The organism is Brevundimonas abyssalis TAR-001 (genome assembly GCF_000466985.1).
In the GTDB taxonomy this organism is placed as follows: Bacteria; Pseudomonadota; Alphaproteobacteria; order Caulobacterales; family Caulobacteraceae; genus Brevundimonas; species Brevundimonas abyssalis.
This window is the reverse complement of the sequence record NZ_BATC01000069.1, coordinates 1-14,398: the sequence shown is the minus strand read 5'-3', so window position 1 is coordinate 14,398 and position 14,398 is coordinate 1. Positions and strand designations below refer to the sequence as shown.

General features: G+C 68.7%; 10 protein-coding genes and 1 pseudogene. 7 read left to right on the top strand and 4 right to left on the bottom strand.

The features are described 5' to 3' along the window. Both MBEBAB_RS13065 and MBEBAB_RS13060 read left to right on the top strand, forming a co-directional pair. Positions 1-575: copper resistance protein B (locus MBEBAB_RS13065; protein WP_045319370.1), on the top strand; the 575-nt coding region annotated here is incomplete at its 5' end. Positions 576-586: 11 nt separating this feature from the next. Beyond that, on the top strand, positions 587-1,045 hold the full coding sequence (locus MBEBAB_RS13060) for a DUF411 domain-containing protein (protein WP_021698462.1): 459 nt from the start codon (positions 587-589) through the stop codon (positions 1,043-1,045). 2 nt (positions 1,046-1,047) lie between these two features. On the opposite strand, the gene MBEBAB_RS13055 is transcribed toward MBEBAB_RS13060, so the two are convergent. After that, positions 1,048-1,464, bottom strand: coding sequence for a MerR family transcriptional regulator (locus tag MBEBAB_RS13055; RefSeq protein ID WP_021698461.1), 417 nt, complete (start codon positions 1,462-1,464; stop codon positions 1,048-1,050). A 68-nt stretch (positions 1,465-1,532) separates the two neighbouring features. On the opposite strand from MBEBAB_RS13055, the gene MBEBAB_RS13050 reads away from it, so the two are divergent. Both MBEBAB_RS13050 and MBEBAB_RS13045 read left to right on the top strand, forming a co-directional pair. Next, positions 1,533-2,297 (top strand): glutaredoxin family protein, encoded by a 765-nt coding sequence (locus tag MBEBAB_RS13050; RefSeq protein WP_021698460.1) that lies wholly within the window; start codon positions 1,533-1,535, stop codon positions 2,295-2,297. A 4-nt stretch (positions 2,298-2,301) separates the two neighbouring features. Further along, the gene (locus tag MBEBAB_RS13045; protein WP_021698459.1) at positions 2,302-2,592 is read left to right on the top strand and encodes a DUF3147 family protein; all 291 of its coding nucleotides are present in this window, start codon (positions 2,302-2,304) and stop codon (positions 2,590-2,592) included. Positions 2,593-2,800: 208 nt separating this feature from the next. Here the strand turns inward: MBEBAB_RS13045 and MBEBAB_RS13040 are convergent, their stop codons facing one another. Next, the gene (locus tag MBEBAB_RS13040) at positions 2,801-3,160 is read right to left on the bottom strand and encodes a bleomycin resistance protein (protein ID WP_021698458.1); all 360 of its coding nucleotides are present in this window, start codon (positions 3,158-3,160) and stop codon (positions 2,801-2,803) included. A gap of 765 nt (positions 3,161-3,925) precedes the next feature. Here MBEBAB_RS13040 and MBEBAB_RS13035 point away from each other — a divergent pair. The 3 genes from MBEBAB_RS13035 to MBEBAB_RS13025 are packed head-to-tail and all read left to right on the top strand — an operon-like array spanning position 3,926 to position 11,498. Further along, positions 3,926-6,631, top strand: coding sequence for a WD40 repeat domain-containing protein (locus MBEBAB_RS13035; protein ID WP_158332150.1), 2,706 nt, complete (start codon positions 3,926-3,928; stop codon positions 6,629-6,631). Beyond that, positions 6,589-10,350 (top strand): hypothetical protein, encoded by a 3,762-nt coding sequence (locus tag MBEBAB_RS13030; RefSeq protein ID WP_021698455.1) that lies wholly within the window; start codon positions 6,589-6,591, stop codon positions 10,348-10,350. Before MBEBAB_RS13035 ends, MBEBAB_RS13030 begins: the two co-directional genes overlap by 43 nt. Then, entirely contained in the window at positions 10,347-11,498 is a 1,152-nt protein-coding gene (locus MBEBAB_RS13025) for a hypothetical protein (RefSeq protein ID WP_045319368.1), read from the top strand. Before MBEBAB_RS13030 ends, MBEBAB_RS13025 begins: the two co-directional genes overlap by 4 nt. Here the strand turns inward: MBEBAB_RS13025 and MBEBAB_RS13020 are convergent. After that, positions 11,441-13,888 carry a ParB/RepB/Spo0J family partition protein gene (locus tag MBEBAB_RS13020; protein WP_021698454.1) on the bottom strand — a complete coding sequence of 816 codons (2,448 nt, stop codon included), beginning with the start codon at positions 13,886-13,888 and terminating at the stop codon, positions 11,441-11,443. The two genes, MBEBAB_RS13025 and MBEBAB_RS13020, sit on opposite strands and share 58 nt — an antisense overlap. 230 nt (positions 13,889-14,118) lie before the next feature. Continuing rightward, positions 14,119-14,398: pseudogene (locus MBEBAB_RS13015) on the bottom strand (hypothetical protein); the annotation flags it as partial.

Sequence of the window (14,398 nt, the reverse complement as noted above, 5' to 3'; positions counted from 1 at the left end):
AGGAAAGCTGGCTCTGGGATGCGGGCGGCTGGTCCGGCGGCGACATCAACCGTTTCTGGTGGAAATCCGAGGGCGAAGGTGATTTCGACGGGGAGATCGAGGGCGAGGTGCAGGCGCTGTACAGTCGCGCCGTCGCCCCGTTCTGGGACGTCCAGACCGGGGTGCGCCAGGATTTCCGCGATGGCGGTGAAAACCCCACCCATCTTGTGCTCGGCGTTCAGGGCCTAGCCCCCTATTGGTGGGAGGTGGACGCCGCGGCCTTCCTGTCGACCGAGGGCGATCTGACCGCGCGCGTCGAAGCCGAGTACGACCAGCGCATCACCCGGCGCCTGATCCTGCAGCCCCGGTTCGAGCTCGAGGCCTCGGCCTCCGACATTCCCGAGCTGGGCCTGGGGTCGGGCCTGACCCACGTGGAGGCGGGGGTGCGACTGCGCTACGAGATCGCCAAGGAGTTCGCCCCCTACGTCGGGGTCGAATGGAGCCGCGACCTGGGCGACACCGCTGACCTGACCCGCGCCCTCGGCGGCGAGCCCGAACACACGCGGTTCGTAATCGGGATCAAGGCCTGGTTCTGAGGAGGACGACCATGACCGCTGTTCTGATCAACCGCCGGGCGGTTCTGGGCGCCGGCGTCGTCTGCGCCGCGGCCCTGCCGGCCATGGCGCAGGACCGGCGGATGACGGCCTACAAGACCCCATGGTGTGGCTGCTGTGACGGCTGGGTGGCGCACATGCGTGCCGCCGGCTGGACGGTGGAAGTGATCGAGCTCGAGGACCTGGCGCCGGTCCGGGCTCGCCACGGCGTGCCGGACCGTCTGGCCGGATGCCACACAGCCGTGGCCGGCGACTATGCCATCGAGGGCCATGTGCCGGCTTCCGATGTCGCCAGATTGCTGCGTGACCGGCCCGCCGCCGTCGCCTTGAGCGCCCCGGGCATGCCGGCCGGCTCCCCCGGGATGGAGGCGGCGGGCCGTGAGCCCTATGTCACTCTGCTCATAGACCGGCAGGGCCGCACCACCGTGTTTGGCCGTCACAACGGCGCCTAGCGTCAGCGCGTCGACATGCCCTGAAAGGCGGAGATGATGGGACAGGGCCCCGTCATGGTTTCCGAGCATGCGCTCGCCAGTCGTCGAAGGGCGGCGCGCGCCTGCTCCAGTTCCGCGATGGTCCGGTCCAAAGCCCCTAGGCGTTCCGTCGCGAGCTCACGGGCCCTGGCGCGATCCTCGCCCGCGTCCAGCGCCAGCAGTTCACCGATCTGATCCAGGGTGAAGCCCGCTGTCTGCGCGGAGCGGATGAAGCGCAGGCGGCGAACATCCTCGTCGCCATAGCGGCGAACGCTACCGCCTGCACGATCGCCAGACACCCGCTCCGGCGTCGGCATCAGGCCCCGTCTCTGGTAGAAGCGCACAGTCTCCACCCCGACACCGCCTTCGCGCGCCAGAACTGCGATCGTTCGAATCTTCATGGTTGACTCCGTACCATAGTACGGAAGGTAGGGTGACGGCCTCGAATTGAACAGTCACGGAGCCTGAGATGAAAAAGACGGCGACGCTTTATCGGATGGTCATGCCCGGCCACGTCTGTCCCTGGGGACTCAAGGCGCGGCATTTGCTGAGAAGCCGCGGTTATCAGGTCGATGACCGATGGCTGGAAACCCGTGAGGAAACCGACGCCTTCAAGGCTGAGCACGACGTCCGGACGACGCCGCAAACCTTTATCGACGGCAATCGCATCGGTGGTTACGACGATCTTCGGCGCTTTATGGGCCTGAAGGTCCGCGACCCGGACGCGACCACCTATACGCCGGTCGTTGTCGTGTTCCTGACCACGGCCGTGATGGCGGCGATGCTCAGTCTGACGGTCCACGGAACCCCGCTGACCGTTCCGGCTGCGGAATGGTTCATCGCCCTGTCGATGATGGTCCTTGGCATGCTGAAACTGCAGAACGTGGACGGCTTCTCGACCATGTTCCTGAACTACGACCTTCTGGCCAAACGTTGGGTTCCCTACGGCAAGATCTATCCGTTCGCCGAGTTCGGGGCGGGAGCGCTGATGGTGGCGGGCGTGCTGACCTGGCTGTCGGCGCCCGTGGCGCTACTGATCGGCGGCATCGGCGCGGTGTCGGTGTTCAAGGCCGTCTATCTCGACAAGCGCGAGTTGAAGTGCGCCTGCGTCGGCGGCGACAGCAATGTGCCGCTGGGCTTCCTGTCGCTGACCGAGAACCTGATGATGATCGCTATGGCCGTCTGGATGCTGGTCATGGAATATGGTTCGGGCGGCGCCGCCATGGGGATGTGAGGCGATGCTCTATCTGATCATCAAGGCGGCGGTGTCCGGCGTCATGATAGCCTTGGGGAGCGAGGTGGCCCGCCGCTATCCGGGTTGGGGTGCGCTGATCATTTCACTGCCGCTCGTCTCCATTCTCGGCATGATCTGGCTGTGGCGGGACACAGGTGATGAGGCTCGCCTGGCCGATCATGCCCAGGCGACCTTCTGGTTCGTTCTGCCCAGCCTGCCCATGTTCCTCATCGTTCCGGCCCTGCTCAGGCGCGGCGTGGCGTTCTGGCCTGCGCTTGCCGTCGCTGCGCCGTGACCGTGCTGCTGTACGCCACAATGATCCAGGTTTTGCCACGCTTTGGTGTGCGGCTTTAACGAGCGGTCGAGTAGCGATCGCCAAAGTCCGGTTCCTGGACGTTTCCCAACGACCGCTCCTGGCGCGAGGCGACCTTGCCGACGCTGCTGCACGTTGATGGCTGCTAAGGGTGGGTAGCAGACATGGCTCTTCGGGGAGGCGTGCTGCCTCAATTCTGTATGAGCCGGATCAACGATCCGTTGGGATCGACTAGATACGCTATGCGGATGCCGGACTCCTCGACCCTGGGTTCGTCCATCCGAGGCCAGCCCCAGCATTGATCGGGAATGCCGGCGGCGCGCGCAATGGCATGGAAAGCGTCCAGATCGTCGAGGCGAAGACAGCAGCTAAACCAGCTTTCTCCGGGAGCAAGTTCCGGATGAGGAAAGAACTCCAGCATCAGCGATCCGCGCGTCAGGATCATCCAACCGTCGTCGCGCCATCCCTGTTCAAAGCCCAGCTTTTGATAAAATTGCGAGGTCGCCTCGAAGTCGATTGCGGGTAGGTTCGGTGTCGCGTGGTCGGCCATCGGTCAAGCCTAGCTGCAACACCATTGTTCATCTACCGCCATCTGCGGAAATGCCGCTTTGGGTCGGAAGCGGTCTTTCAGCAGGGCTTGGCCTAAAGGTCCGGTTGTCGCCACAGTGCCAATGACCGTTTCTGGCGCGTTTCGGACTTAAGCTAGCCAAGGCGACGCCAGCAAAATAATTCTCAGCTTCGTCCGTGACGGCGCACCGTAGCCCTGCCGTTACCCCCTTGTTTGAGGGGGTTAGATGTGTGGCGAGCTGGTGCATACTGCCCAAATGTCACGTGTCCTGATCGTCGAAGACTTGCCTGATGTGCCGTCGCCTGCACCTGGCTCGCGCGCCGAGTCTTCTCCTGACGCTGCTCATCACTGCGCAGCGAGACCAGGCCTGGGGGCGGACGGCGCAAAGCCACTAAGGCCGGCCGCCCAATTGCGGCGAACAGCTTGCCGTCCGCCGGGCGTCGCGGGCTGCAGGCTCCCGCCCTTGATCAGGCGCATTTGGACGCGGAGGCCGTGTCTCGGCTGCGGGGCAGCGCGAACTCCTGGCCTTGGTTTGCTTCTGGAAAGATGCAATCACTGGTCGAACAGTGATAGGCATCGCCGGTCGAGACTATGAAGTTTCGCGTTTTTTCTGAGCTCGACCTTCGCCGAGTTTCACGATCTGCGAAATCGCCTGAAGGACGGCGTTCTCGCAGAGCTGCAACGCTACTGCCAGGAGCGAGGGGCGGCTTTCGAGCTGTCGATCTGCGCTGGGGGGTGACCCGCGATGTGGCGTCCGCGCAGCGGACGGTGCGGGTGTGTCTGTCGGAAGTCGACCGCTGCACGGCTCTGGGGGTCAAACCCTGCTTCATCCTGTTGATCGGAAATCGCAGCGGCACGCGTCCTTTGCCGCACACCCTGTCCGAGGGCGATTTCGCGGCCCTGCTGTCGGCTTGTGATGCGCCGGAGGACCGCGCGCTCATCCAGCGCTGGTACCGGCTGGACCGCAACAACGTCCCGCCCCAGGCCGGCCTGCTGGAGCGGGCGGGCGTAAGCGATGCGGAATGGGCGGCGTCCGAACGGGCCTTGCTCGCCGTCATTGATCGCGCGGCGCGCCGCGCGGACCTCGCTCAGGTTCTGGCCCAGACGGCCACGGTCACCCTTCAGGAATTGCGCCAGGCGGTGGCGGCGATGGGCGAGGGCGCCGTATCGATCGTCGCCGTCAGGAATGACCCGGTCGAGGCCGAAGACGCGTTCCTGGAGGTCCTGCTGGCCGAAGCGGACGCCGCCTCCGGGCAGCGAGTCATCCGGTTCGACAACAATGCCGATGGCGTTCAAGCCCTCGAACAGGCCCTCCTTGCGCGCATCAAGTCCGAGGTCGATGAGGCTCTGGTCGCGGACCGGGCCATCACGGCCAGTGAACGGGAGGCGCGCGACCATGATCAATTCGCACGTGAACTGCTCGCGTCGATGGTCGGCCGTGAAGCCCTGGTCGCCGACATTCTGGCGCGGCAGGCCTCTCTTCTGCTGATCACGGGCGCAGGCGGCATCGGCAAATCCGCGGTGATGGCGGCTGCGGCGAAACGGGCTTCGGAGGCGGCGGACACGACCGTCGTCCAGCGCTTCGTCGGTGCGACGCCGGCCTCGCTGAATCTGTCCAGCCTCATTTCCGGCATGGCGGACGAGCTGGTCGAACGCGCCGGGGACCGCGCCGCACTGGACGAGCGACTCCATGACACGGAGTTCGAAAGGCTGCGCAGGACGGTGGCGACCGTCAGCCCCGCCACGCGAATCCGCTTCTTCATCGACGGCCTGGACCAGCTGGAGCTCGATCCTCGCAGCGCCCTTTGGGACGGATTGGGCGATGACTGGCCCGCCAATGTGCAGTTCGTGATCAGCGCCGCACACGGCCCAACCGCCGATCAGCTGGCGCAAAGGACCTGCCATGGCGAGGTGATCGAGACGCCGGGACTGACGCCCGCAGATCAGATCGCCGCGATCGCGCAGCGGCTCGAGCGCTTCGGCCGCAGGCTGCAGCCGGCGCAGTACAGCCAGCTGCAGGCGCGACTGGTCGCGACCGCCACGCCTCTGGTGCTGCGGCTTCTCAGCGAAGCCTTGCGCGAGGTCCGCTCCTTCGACGCCATTGACGAGTCCCTGGAGCTGTCCATGGAGTCCGTGCTTCAGCATCTGCTGCAACGTCTGAGGGTGGACGGCCATGGCGAAGCCCTGATTTCGGCCAGCCTCGGCCTGCTTGCGGTCGCCCGCCAGGGCTTGACCGAGCCGGAACTTCGGCAGCTTTTGTTCCGGGACGAGGCGACGCGCGCCGAATTCGTCGCCCTTCATCCCAATTCACCGAGCACCGACGAACTTCCCGGCGTCATCTGGGCCCGCCTTCGCAACCAGCTCGACTACCTCTTGCGCGAGACGGACGCGCCCAGTGGTCGACTGCTGACCTTCTTCCATCGGGTGGTCAAAGAGGCCGTGGAACGCCTCGCCCTGTCCGGGTTCGGCCTGACCTGGCGCGCGGGACAGCTGGCCGACTTTTTTGCAGAACAAGCCCATGACGGGCGGACGCCGAACGAGCGCAAGCTCATGGAGCTGCCGGCGGCGCTGCAACGGGCCGGACGGAATCAGGCGCTGCACGACCTTCTGTCCGACAGAGGTTTCGTCCTGGCCAAATGCCGCCTGAACCAGAGCGATGATCTGATCGGCGACTTCGGCCGACTCGCCGGCGAACGCACCGGGCGCCTCGCCGCCATCGAGGACCTGCTGCGGCGCTCGGCCCACCTCCTGCGGCGCGGACGCCCCGCCTGGCCGGCCGACGGGATCCTGATCCAGGTCGCCCTTGAAAGGCCGCCCGAGGATCCGGCGCGCCGGGTGTTCGAACCGGTGAGCGCGCTCGGCAAGGCGCAGGCGCTCTGGCTGCGCCGCACATGGCCTGGGAGCGGCGGGGCGCGATCCGTCCTGGAGGGCCACGAAGACGAGGTGCTGGGCTTCATCGCTGCGGATGAGGACCGCGGCCTGACGTGGTCCGCAGACGGGACCATCCGTTTGTGGGGGCTTCGGGACGGCGACTGTCGCCGCGTCCTGTCCGCCCCCGGCCGGCAGGCCGAGGATGTCTGGCTGGTGGACGCCGCCGTCATCTTCGCCTGGTCAGAGGCGGGGATCACGGCCTGGGACATGCGCTCCGGTCGACCGCTCGTGGATGCGCCCGCCCCCGAAGGCCGTGCATGGCTGGCTGCGGCCCGTTGGCGCGACCAGGCCGTGCTGCTGGCCGAGGATGGAAGCCTCCACGCCGCGCCCCTGAACCCTCCCGGGCCGGCTGAAGCGATCGCACCGCCGGCCGAGGGCGCGCCGCCCTCGGCCGGGTCCGGCGCCGAGGTGGTCGGCGTCGCTTTGTCGATCACCGAGGGCGGCGAAGCGTCGTGGTCAGGAACGGGCGATTCAGCGCCGTGCGACTGGACCGTCTCGAAAACCGCTGGGACAGCGACCTGATCGTCGCGCGGCACGCTCCCCTGCCCAACGGTTGCCTTCTGGCCGGCCTGGACGGCGCTCTTGTGGCCTGGGACGGCGATTCAGGCCTTCGCGAGATCAGGCCGGCGCCGTCGCAAGACGAGGGGCGTCCTCGCCCCTGGCGTCTCATCCGGTGCGACCACGGCGCCGTCGCCCTTGAGGCGCGCCCGCTGGCCGGGCGCACGGAAAAGGCCGCCATCCTCGCCTTCGACGATCAGGCGCGCCTGGTCGGGCAAGGCACGGCGGGATCGGCCCGCGAGGGGGACATGGCCGTTGAGCGCTGGACCGGGGCCGCGCGCCATCTGGCGGAGACCGCCGCCCAAGGCCTGAACGACGAGGACATGAGGGCGCCCAACGGGGCCGCGAAATCGCCCCGCAAGGTGTTCGACGGCGCGGTGGCTCGAGGCTCCCAGGTCTATGTGGGCGACACCGATGGGGACGAAGATCAGCCCCCTGAGCACCTCAGCCAGTGCCGCGACCTGGCCGGATTGCGGTTGCTTGCCGACGGCCAGGCCGTCGCCTATCGCCGCGCTGAAACCAACGACCCGGGACTGTATGTCTTCGACGCGCGCAGCGGCGCCCTGACCCGGCGTCTCCAGGGTCAGCAGGCGCGGATCCAGAAGGGCGGCCAAACCGTCTTCGAGGATCCCGTGCTCAACCAGATGGGACCGCTCGGCTCCACACCCCTCGCCAGGATCAACGGCATCCTGCTGCAGAACGAATTGGTGGCCACCTGGGGCTTCGGCTCGGCCGTCCATCTCTGGGACACCCTGCGCGAGACCCCGATCGCCACCCTGGCGGTGGCCAACACCGTGGAGATCTTTTCGGCGGTGCTGTTGGAGGGCGCCCCGCTGCAGCGTCCCGACCAGATCGTCGTCATGACGTCCCGCGGCGTCCTGGTCGCCTATGAGCCTGTTCGAAATCAGGCGCGCGCGCTGCAAACCGGCGCCAGCACCAACGACTATGCGCGGCGATATGAGCAATGGGGCCTGCGCAACATCGGCGGCGGCCTGGCCTGGTTCTTCCGGAACTATCCGATCCATTTCTGGTCCAGGGACCAGATTTTCAGCGAGAGCGACACCAAGACGCCCCGGCTCTTCCACTACGCAGGCCATGATCCGGAGCAGGCCCGGCGCATCCTTTCCGCCAGCGCGCGCCCGGATGCCCAGGTGCGCGACCTGGTCGACCTGAGCGCCGGTCTTTTCGCCGCCCTTCAGGCCAATGAGGTGATCGAGGTTTTTCCGATTGACGGTCGCCAGGCCCAGGCGCGCTTTTCCGGGGCCGGCCTGTCCAGGCTGGCCGGCGGCGATTACGTCAGCTGGAGTCCGTCCAGAGGCGTCCGTCGCTGGACGCGCGCACCGAATACGGATGGGCCGGACCTGGTGATGGCCTGGGGCGCGCCGCCGCCGGAGCGCGCGGCCCTGGAGGGTGCGGAAATCCTCGAGGATCGCGGCTATCTGACCTGGGCTTCGGATCGACGGTTCCGACTCTATCACCTCCAGACGGGCGAGATGCTGCTGGAAACGCCCCAGCTCGAAGCCATCTTCAACCATCCCGATTTCATCGCCTTGCAGGCGCGTTCCGCCCGGGACGGGCGCTCCAGCGCGCTCGAGTGGACCGCCTGGACCTCTGATCGGGTCCTGGGTCTGAGTTCCACCAAGGCGGGCGGTCCCACTGTGCTGTGGCACGGCGACGAACGCATCACCGTCTGCGACATCAGCGAAGACGGGCTCGTCGCCGCCCTGACGGAAAGCGGCCGGCCCCTCATTCTGCAGCTGCACCAGGGGGACGACGCGATTGAACTTCCCGCGCCCCTGGCGACGGGCGCCCTGCCCCGCACCAGCGCCCGGTCTCAGGAGCCGCTCTTTCATCGCCTCCGTGAGCGGCAGAAACTCTTGGTCATGCTGGGCGCGCCGGCCGAGGCGGAACAGGTCAAGGCGCGCATTCGAAACAATCTTGAGTCCCTGGCGCCGGAGTCCCGTCTCGGGGTGCAACTGCGGATGATCTCCGAGATCATGAGCGCCGGCGACTGGCGGGGGGCCGCCGCCCAGGCCCGGGCCCTGGCGCAGTCCACCGACCATGCCGACGCCCGGCTGGCGTTGGACATCTGCGCGCGCGTCGCTCACTGGGCGCTCGGTGAAGGCCGGCTGGCGCAAGCCGATCTCCCGTCCGACCCTGACGCGCTGAAGCGGTTCATCGAACATCTCGTGCTGATCAATCGCAATTTCGCAGAGCCGAAGGTCAGTCGGGCCTGCCAGGTGCTCACGGAGGCCGCGACGCGGTCCCTGACCGATGACCCGACCATGCTCGCCCTGCGCCTTGTGGCGATCGAGGACATCCTGTCCTGGGCGCCCCCCAGCTGGGGCATGCGCCTGAACGCCTGGCTGTCGATGCGCCTGCTGCAGACAGAGCCGGAGCGCGAGACCTGGCGCCTGCGCCTGGCGCTCGCCGCAGCGGCCAATCCGGCCAATCCTCAGAAATCGGCCAGGTCGCTGGGACGCAGCCTCGCCGCCATGACCAGACAGTGGCCTGCCCGGGATGGGGATCCCGTTCTGCTGGCGAGGGCCGCCCATGCCGTCATCAGGGCCGCCCGGGGCGAGCCTCCGCCGACGGATTTGCGGCGCCGGGCCGACGCGGTCATCGCCTTGCTGCCCCGGACCCGGGTCGACGGCCCCCTGATCACCGTCATGAGCGCTCTGGGGCGTCTCTCCCTGCCGAGCGATGCCGCGACGGACCGGGAGGGCACGCTGGCGGCCCTGCACCGCGCCTTTGCCGACATCATACGCGCGACCGCGGACGAATCGCTGCGGGTGTCGGCGCTCGTCGGCTTGGCGGAGGCCGCTTGCCGCCTCGCGGACAGCCGGATCCAGGCGGTGCAGGACACCTCGTCCCTGTCTCACCTGGACGACACCTTGGCGATGATCGCCGAGAGCCTCGACGCCGGGTCGCCGCTCGCGCTGGAGTTGAGCGGCGGCCTGCTGGCGCGTCGCGCCGTGCTGGGCCCGGCCGAAGCCGCCGCGGCGACGCTCAGGACCGCGGAGCTGGCGGCCTGGCGATCGAACAAGCCCGCGCTCAATCTCGCCCTCATCCTGGAGGCCGCAAGGGCGCTCGCCCGGCGCGATCGGTGGCCCCAGGCCGAACGGCTTGTGGGCGACTGGCTTGCGGCGGTGGTGCAGACCTGCCGCATGACGCCCCCGGTTTCGGAGCACCAGGCGCGCCACGTCACCCAGGTGTTCGACCTGGCCGTTCGGACTGCGGCAGACCTGAATCATCCCGGCGCCGTGTCCCGGTGGGCCTTGCGCGCAGTGCGGGATACGGCGACCGCCCACGCGGCCGACGGCGACCTCATATCTGTCGCCGTCGCGGAAGCGGTGCTCCAGTCCGGACCGACCGACACCCCCGAGACGATTGAGGTGATGCGTCACGGAATCGCCGGGTTCGGGGCCCTGGGCGGCGTCAATTCGGCCCCAGCCATGACGGCCTTCGTGGAACGCCTCGCATCCACCCGTCCCGAGCTTCTGCGCGCGTGCACCGGCGACATTCTGGAGAGACTCGGCCGATGGGCGCCTCGACTTGCGGACGCAGGCGCAAAAGCGCACTGGGCGGGCCGGCTCAGAGAGGCTCTCCGGCCCCATCTGGACCAGATCACCTTCCCGTCCGACGCCCAGGCGGCCGGCTTGAAATTCCTGAGGCTCCAATGACGACCCCGGACCAGTCCAACCCGCTCTATTTCGGCAATCCGCTCAGGTCGTGGACCAATCCGGACATCCTTTATGACGCGCGACTGAGGTGCGCCTTCGAGGCTGAGCATCCCGATGAATACGCCGTCGTGGACTGGCCAGAACTGCGGGCGGCCTTCCAGGTTCACGAGGACCGCGCCAAGACCTTCAAGAAGCGAAGCCGAGGCCTGGGGCTTCGCGTGACCCTGCTGGCCGGTCTGGGCGCAGCCCTGGTGCCCCTGTCGGAACTGCTTCAGGGACAGACACGGATGGTCGTGCTGGCCCTGGCCCTGGGGGCCATGATTGCCGGATTTGTCCTGGCCATCTGGCACATGACCCATTCCGGGGGTCAGCGAAGCTGGCTGTCAGACCGGCTCCAGGCCGAACGGCTCCGCGCGGGCTATTTTCATACGCTCATTGAGCACTTCGCCCTGGCGGATCGCGCCAGAACGAATCCGGAAGCGAAGGCGGCGTGGGCGCGCGTGCGCAGCGACGCCTTGCGCGACATGTCCGCTCGCCTGCGGCAGGAAGCGGACCAGGGCTGGGACCGATGGTTGCAGGACGGGGCTCTTCACGATGTCTGGGCCACAGGCGCCGTCCCGCCTGACCTTGATCGGCTCCAGGCCCGCATCACGGCCGAAGCGCAGGCGGCTCCTGATCGGTTCGCCTTCGTGTCACGGAGGGTTCACCAGCAAAGACTGCAGGTTCAGCAGGCCTTCAGCGCCCTGGCCACCTTGCCGTCCACGGGCACGGCGCAAGGCCGTCAGGGCCTGATCACCGCCCTTGAGCATGCGGGCGTTCTCGCCACCCCGGTTTTCGCGGTTCTGGCTGCGATCGAGGTGATCCGGACTGCGGGCTCTCCCGGCCCGTGGCTCGTTCTCATGGGGGCGGCGTCGGCCATAGGCTTGACCATGCGGCTGCTGGACAAAGGCCTGCGCATCCGGGCTGAAGCCTATCGCTACTGGGACTACAGGCAGAGGGTGGCCCAGGCGAACGCCGCCTATGACGACGCCTATCGTCGGGGCGACGTCGGGGGACAGGTCGGGGCGATGTTCGCGCTGGAACGTCACGCCTACTGGGAGACCCGGCAATTCCTGCTGGACCACAGGGACGCCCGGTTCCTGGATTGAGTCCGGGCGCGGTCGCCCCGCCGGGGTTCGGGGCGGCGCCCGGATGTGGCGCCCGAACGCGAGACCCCGCGACCGCCACGGCTCCAAGCGCGCCTTTCGCCAACCCCCCGTGCACCAAGGCTCGAGCGCGCCTCGGTCCCGCCGATCCGGGCAGGCTGCGGATCACCGCCATTGCCCGCAAGCCCGCCACGTGCACCCGGACTGACCGGCGCGTCCCCATGCCATTGAAGAACGGTCACAAGAGAAGGCCGCGCGACCCATGGGTCGCGCGGCCAGTGTTCAGGTCTGGGGGGTTCGCGCCTATTCCGCCGCGAACGGGTAGCGTCCGCCTCCGGCGTCGCCGTCGCTCGGTCGGCGCGCTCGCCGTCGCCGTCGCCGTCGCCATCCGACGCGCTCTCGCAAGCGTCCTCGAACGGCGCCGTGCGCAAGACCGGCGGCAGCCAGCCCTTGCCCTCCAGCAACGCCTCGGCCGCCTCGGCCATGTCCGCCTTCTTCATCCCCGCGAGACGCCCGGCTTCCTCGGCGCCGACGGCCTCGGTCACCGCCTCCAGAATTCGCCCCTTGGACACCCGCGAGAAATAGCCCTTGGCCGTGGCCGACCATGTGGCGGTCATGTCCAGACCCACCGCCGTGGCCAGCGTCTCGGCCTGATCGAGAGCGCCGGGCCTGCGGTCGTGGGGGTCGCGCACGGCGTAAAGGCCCGCCCCCGTGCACGCCGCCAGCAGGTCCAGCAGGTCGGTCCCGCCCATGGGCGCCAGCACCGCCCACAGGTCGCGGGGATTCTCCGGAAGGCGGGCGCCCCACGCCTCCAGCCGGTCGGCCACCCGGCGTCCCGCCGGACTGTCGCTGACCCCCGGCGCCGCGCGCTCGAGGCCGTGGACCGACAGCCGCAGGGGCAGCGGCGTCCAGTCCCCGTAGCCCGGATAGAACACCTGCAGGGCCAGCGCATGGACCGTCACCGCCAGCGCCGTGGCCGGGTCGGCCTGCACCGCATCGCGCAGGCCCATGGTGCGGCGGGCCGTCAGGTCCATCAGCAGCCGGTCCGACAGGGGCGCGGGGGCGTCTTCGTCCTCCCCGTCCGCCGGTCCGGCGCCGGGCGCCGCCTCGGCCGCGTCCTCGTCGCTGTCGCCCTGCCCCTCCCCGGCCCATGGCGGGGTGTGCGGGCGGGCGGCGTCCTCGGCCCGGACCAGACCCCGCTCGAAGCGGGCCGCGCCGTCATGGCCCAGCAGGACCATGACCCCGGCCCGGGCCTTGGCCTCGGGCGCATAATCGAAGGCGGGACCGAAGGCCTGCAAGGCCCGGTCGATGGCCTCGAGGCGGGCGTCCACCTCCGGCGGCAGGGTTTCTGCGGCGTCGGTTTCCGAGACCAGCCGGTCATACTCCTCGGACAGGGCCGCGATCTCGGCGGCCTCGGCCGCGCTGCGCGCCGTCTCCACCGGATAGACGCGGGCGAAGTCATGGACCGCCGCATGGTCGGCGCCGACCTCGGCCCATGTCCAGCCCTCCCTCTGGCGAACGTCCTCGGCGAGGGCCGCCAGCTTTTCGGCGACGAGCGTGTCCAGCAGGGCCGGGTCCTCCAGCCAGCCGCCGCCGTCCTCGGTGAACAGGTCGCGCAGCACCGCCCCGCCCGCCGCCTCATAGGCCTCGAGGCCCACGAACACGGCGCGCCGGTCCCCGGCCGGAACCTTGGCCTCGGTCATGGCCCGGCGGATGGCGTAGGCGGGGGTGTGGGGTCCGATCTGGGCCAGCACCTGCCGCTGCCGGTCCCGGTCCTCGCTGACGCAGAAGGCGGTCAGCTGGTCCAGGGCCAGCGTCCCCTCCCGGTAGGCGGCCATCAACTCCGGCGCCGCCGCCCCCAGCCGCAGCCGCTGGCGCACGATCTGGGCGGAGACCCCGAACCGCGCCCCGATCTCCTCGGCGCCGTAGCCCTTCTCCTCGGCGAGGCGTTTGAAGGCCTCGAACTGGTCGGCGGGATGCATGGCCTCGCGGGTGATGTTTTCATCGAGGCTGATCTCATGGGCGTCATTGTCGGCGTCCACGATGACCCGGACCGGATGGGTCCGCTTGATCGTCTTGCGCTTGACCAGCATGCGCAGCGCCTGCCGCCGCCCTTCGCCGATGCTGACGAGGTAGGCGCCGGTCGCGGCGCCCTCCCCGTCCCGTTCGATCTCCACCACGGGCGGCTGCAACACCCCCTTGGCCCTGATCGACGCCGCCAGCGCCTCCAGCGCCGCCGCCGAATGCCTCACCTTGCGGGCGTTGCGCGGCGAAGCCTTGAGCCGGTTCAGCGGCACGGTGATCTCCGCCCCGTGCACCGGCTCCTGAACCGCCTCCACAGCGGCGGCGTCAGCCGCCGCAGAAACGGGGGTGTGAGTGGATTGAGTCTTCATGTCTGCCTCCTCGGGTCAGGGTTTGCAGGCGCAAGGCGCGCCTGAAACCCTGCCCGTCGGCGAGACCGGGGTAGCAAGGGCCAGGGCGGACCGGCCGGAGGGGGATCGCCCGGGCTGCACAAGCCCCGGACCCTGACGTCGGTCGCGACCCAGGCCGGCGCGGAAGCTCGGGGAGACCGGCCGGTCCGGCGCCGGAGGCGCTTCACCCTGGCCCGCGCGAGGGCGGAGCCTTAGTCTTCCTTCGGGCCCTTTGGGACCCAGACCGCATCCAGCACCCTGGCGGCCAGCGCCGCCTTGTCGCCGGGGAGAAACCGCCCGTAGTGGGCGGCCACCGTCCGCGCCGAATCCTGGATGGCGAAGCCGGCCTGTTCATAGGAGCCGGTCATCTTCAGCACATGGGTGGCCAGGACATCGCGCACATTGTGCGGCCCGTGGGTCTTCAGGCCGGCGATGGCCCCGCGTCCGGTCCAGGGATTGTAGATGCCGTATCGCTGGATCATGGCCTGCCAG

Coding starts and splice junctions, on each gene's coding strand:
- MBEBAB_RS13020 (WP_021698454.1), bottom strand. CDS start 13,888: ATGAAGACTCAATCCACTCACACCCCCGTTTCTGCGGCGGCTGACGCC.
- MBEBAB_RS13055 (WP_021698461.1), bottom strand. CDS start 1,464: ATGAAGATTCGAACGATCGCAGTTCTGGCGCGCGAAGGCGGTGTCGGG.
- MBEBAB_RS13045 (WP_021698459.1), top strand. CDS start 2,302: ATGCTCTATCTGATCATCAAGGCGGCGGTGTCCGGCGTCATGATAGCC.
- MBEBAB_RS13040 (WP_021698458.1), bottom strand. CDS start 3,160: ATGGCCGACCACGCGACACCGAACCTACCCGCAATCGACTTCGAGGCG.
- MBEBAB_RS13050 (WP_021698460.1), top strand. CDS start 1,533: ATGAAAAAGACGGCGACGCTTTATCGGATGGTCATGCCCGGCCACGTC.
- MBEBAB_RS13060 (WP_021698462.1), top strand. CDS start 587: ATGACCGCTGTTCTGATCAACCGCCGGGCGGTTCTGGGCGCCGGCGTC.
- MBEBAB_RS13025 (WP_045319368.1), top strand. CDS start 10,347: ATGACGACCCCGGACCAGTCCAACCCGCTCTATTTCGGCAATCCGCTC.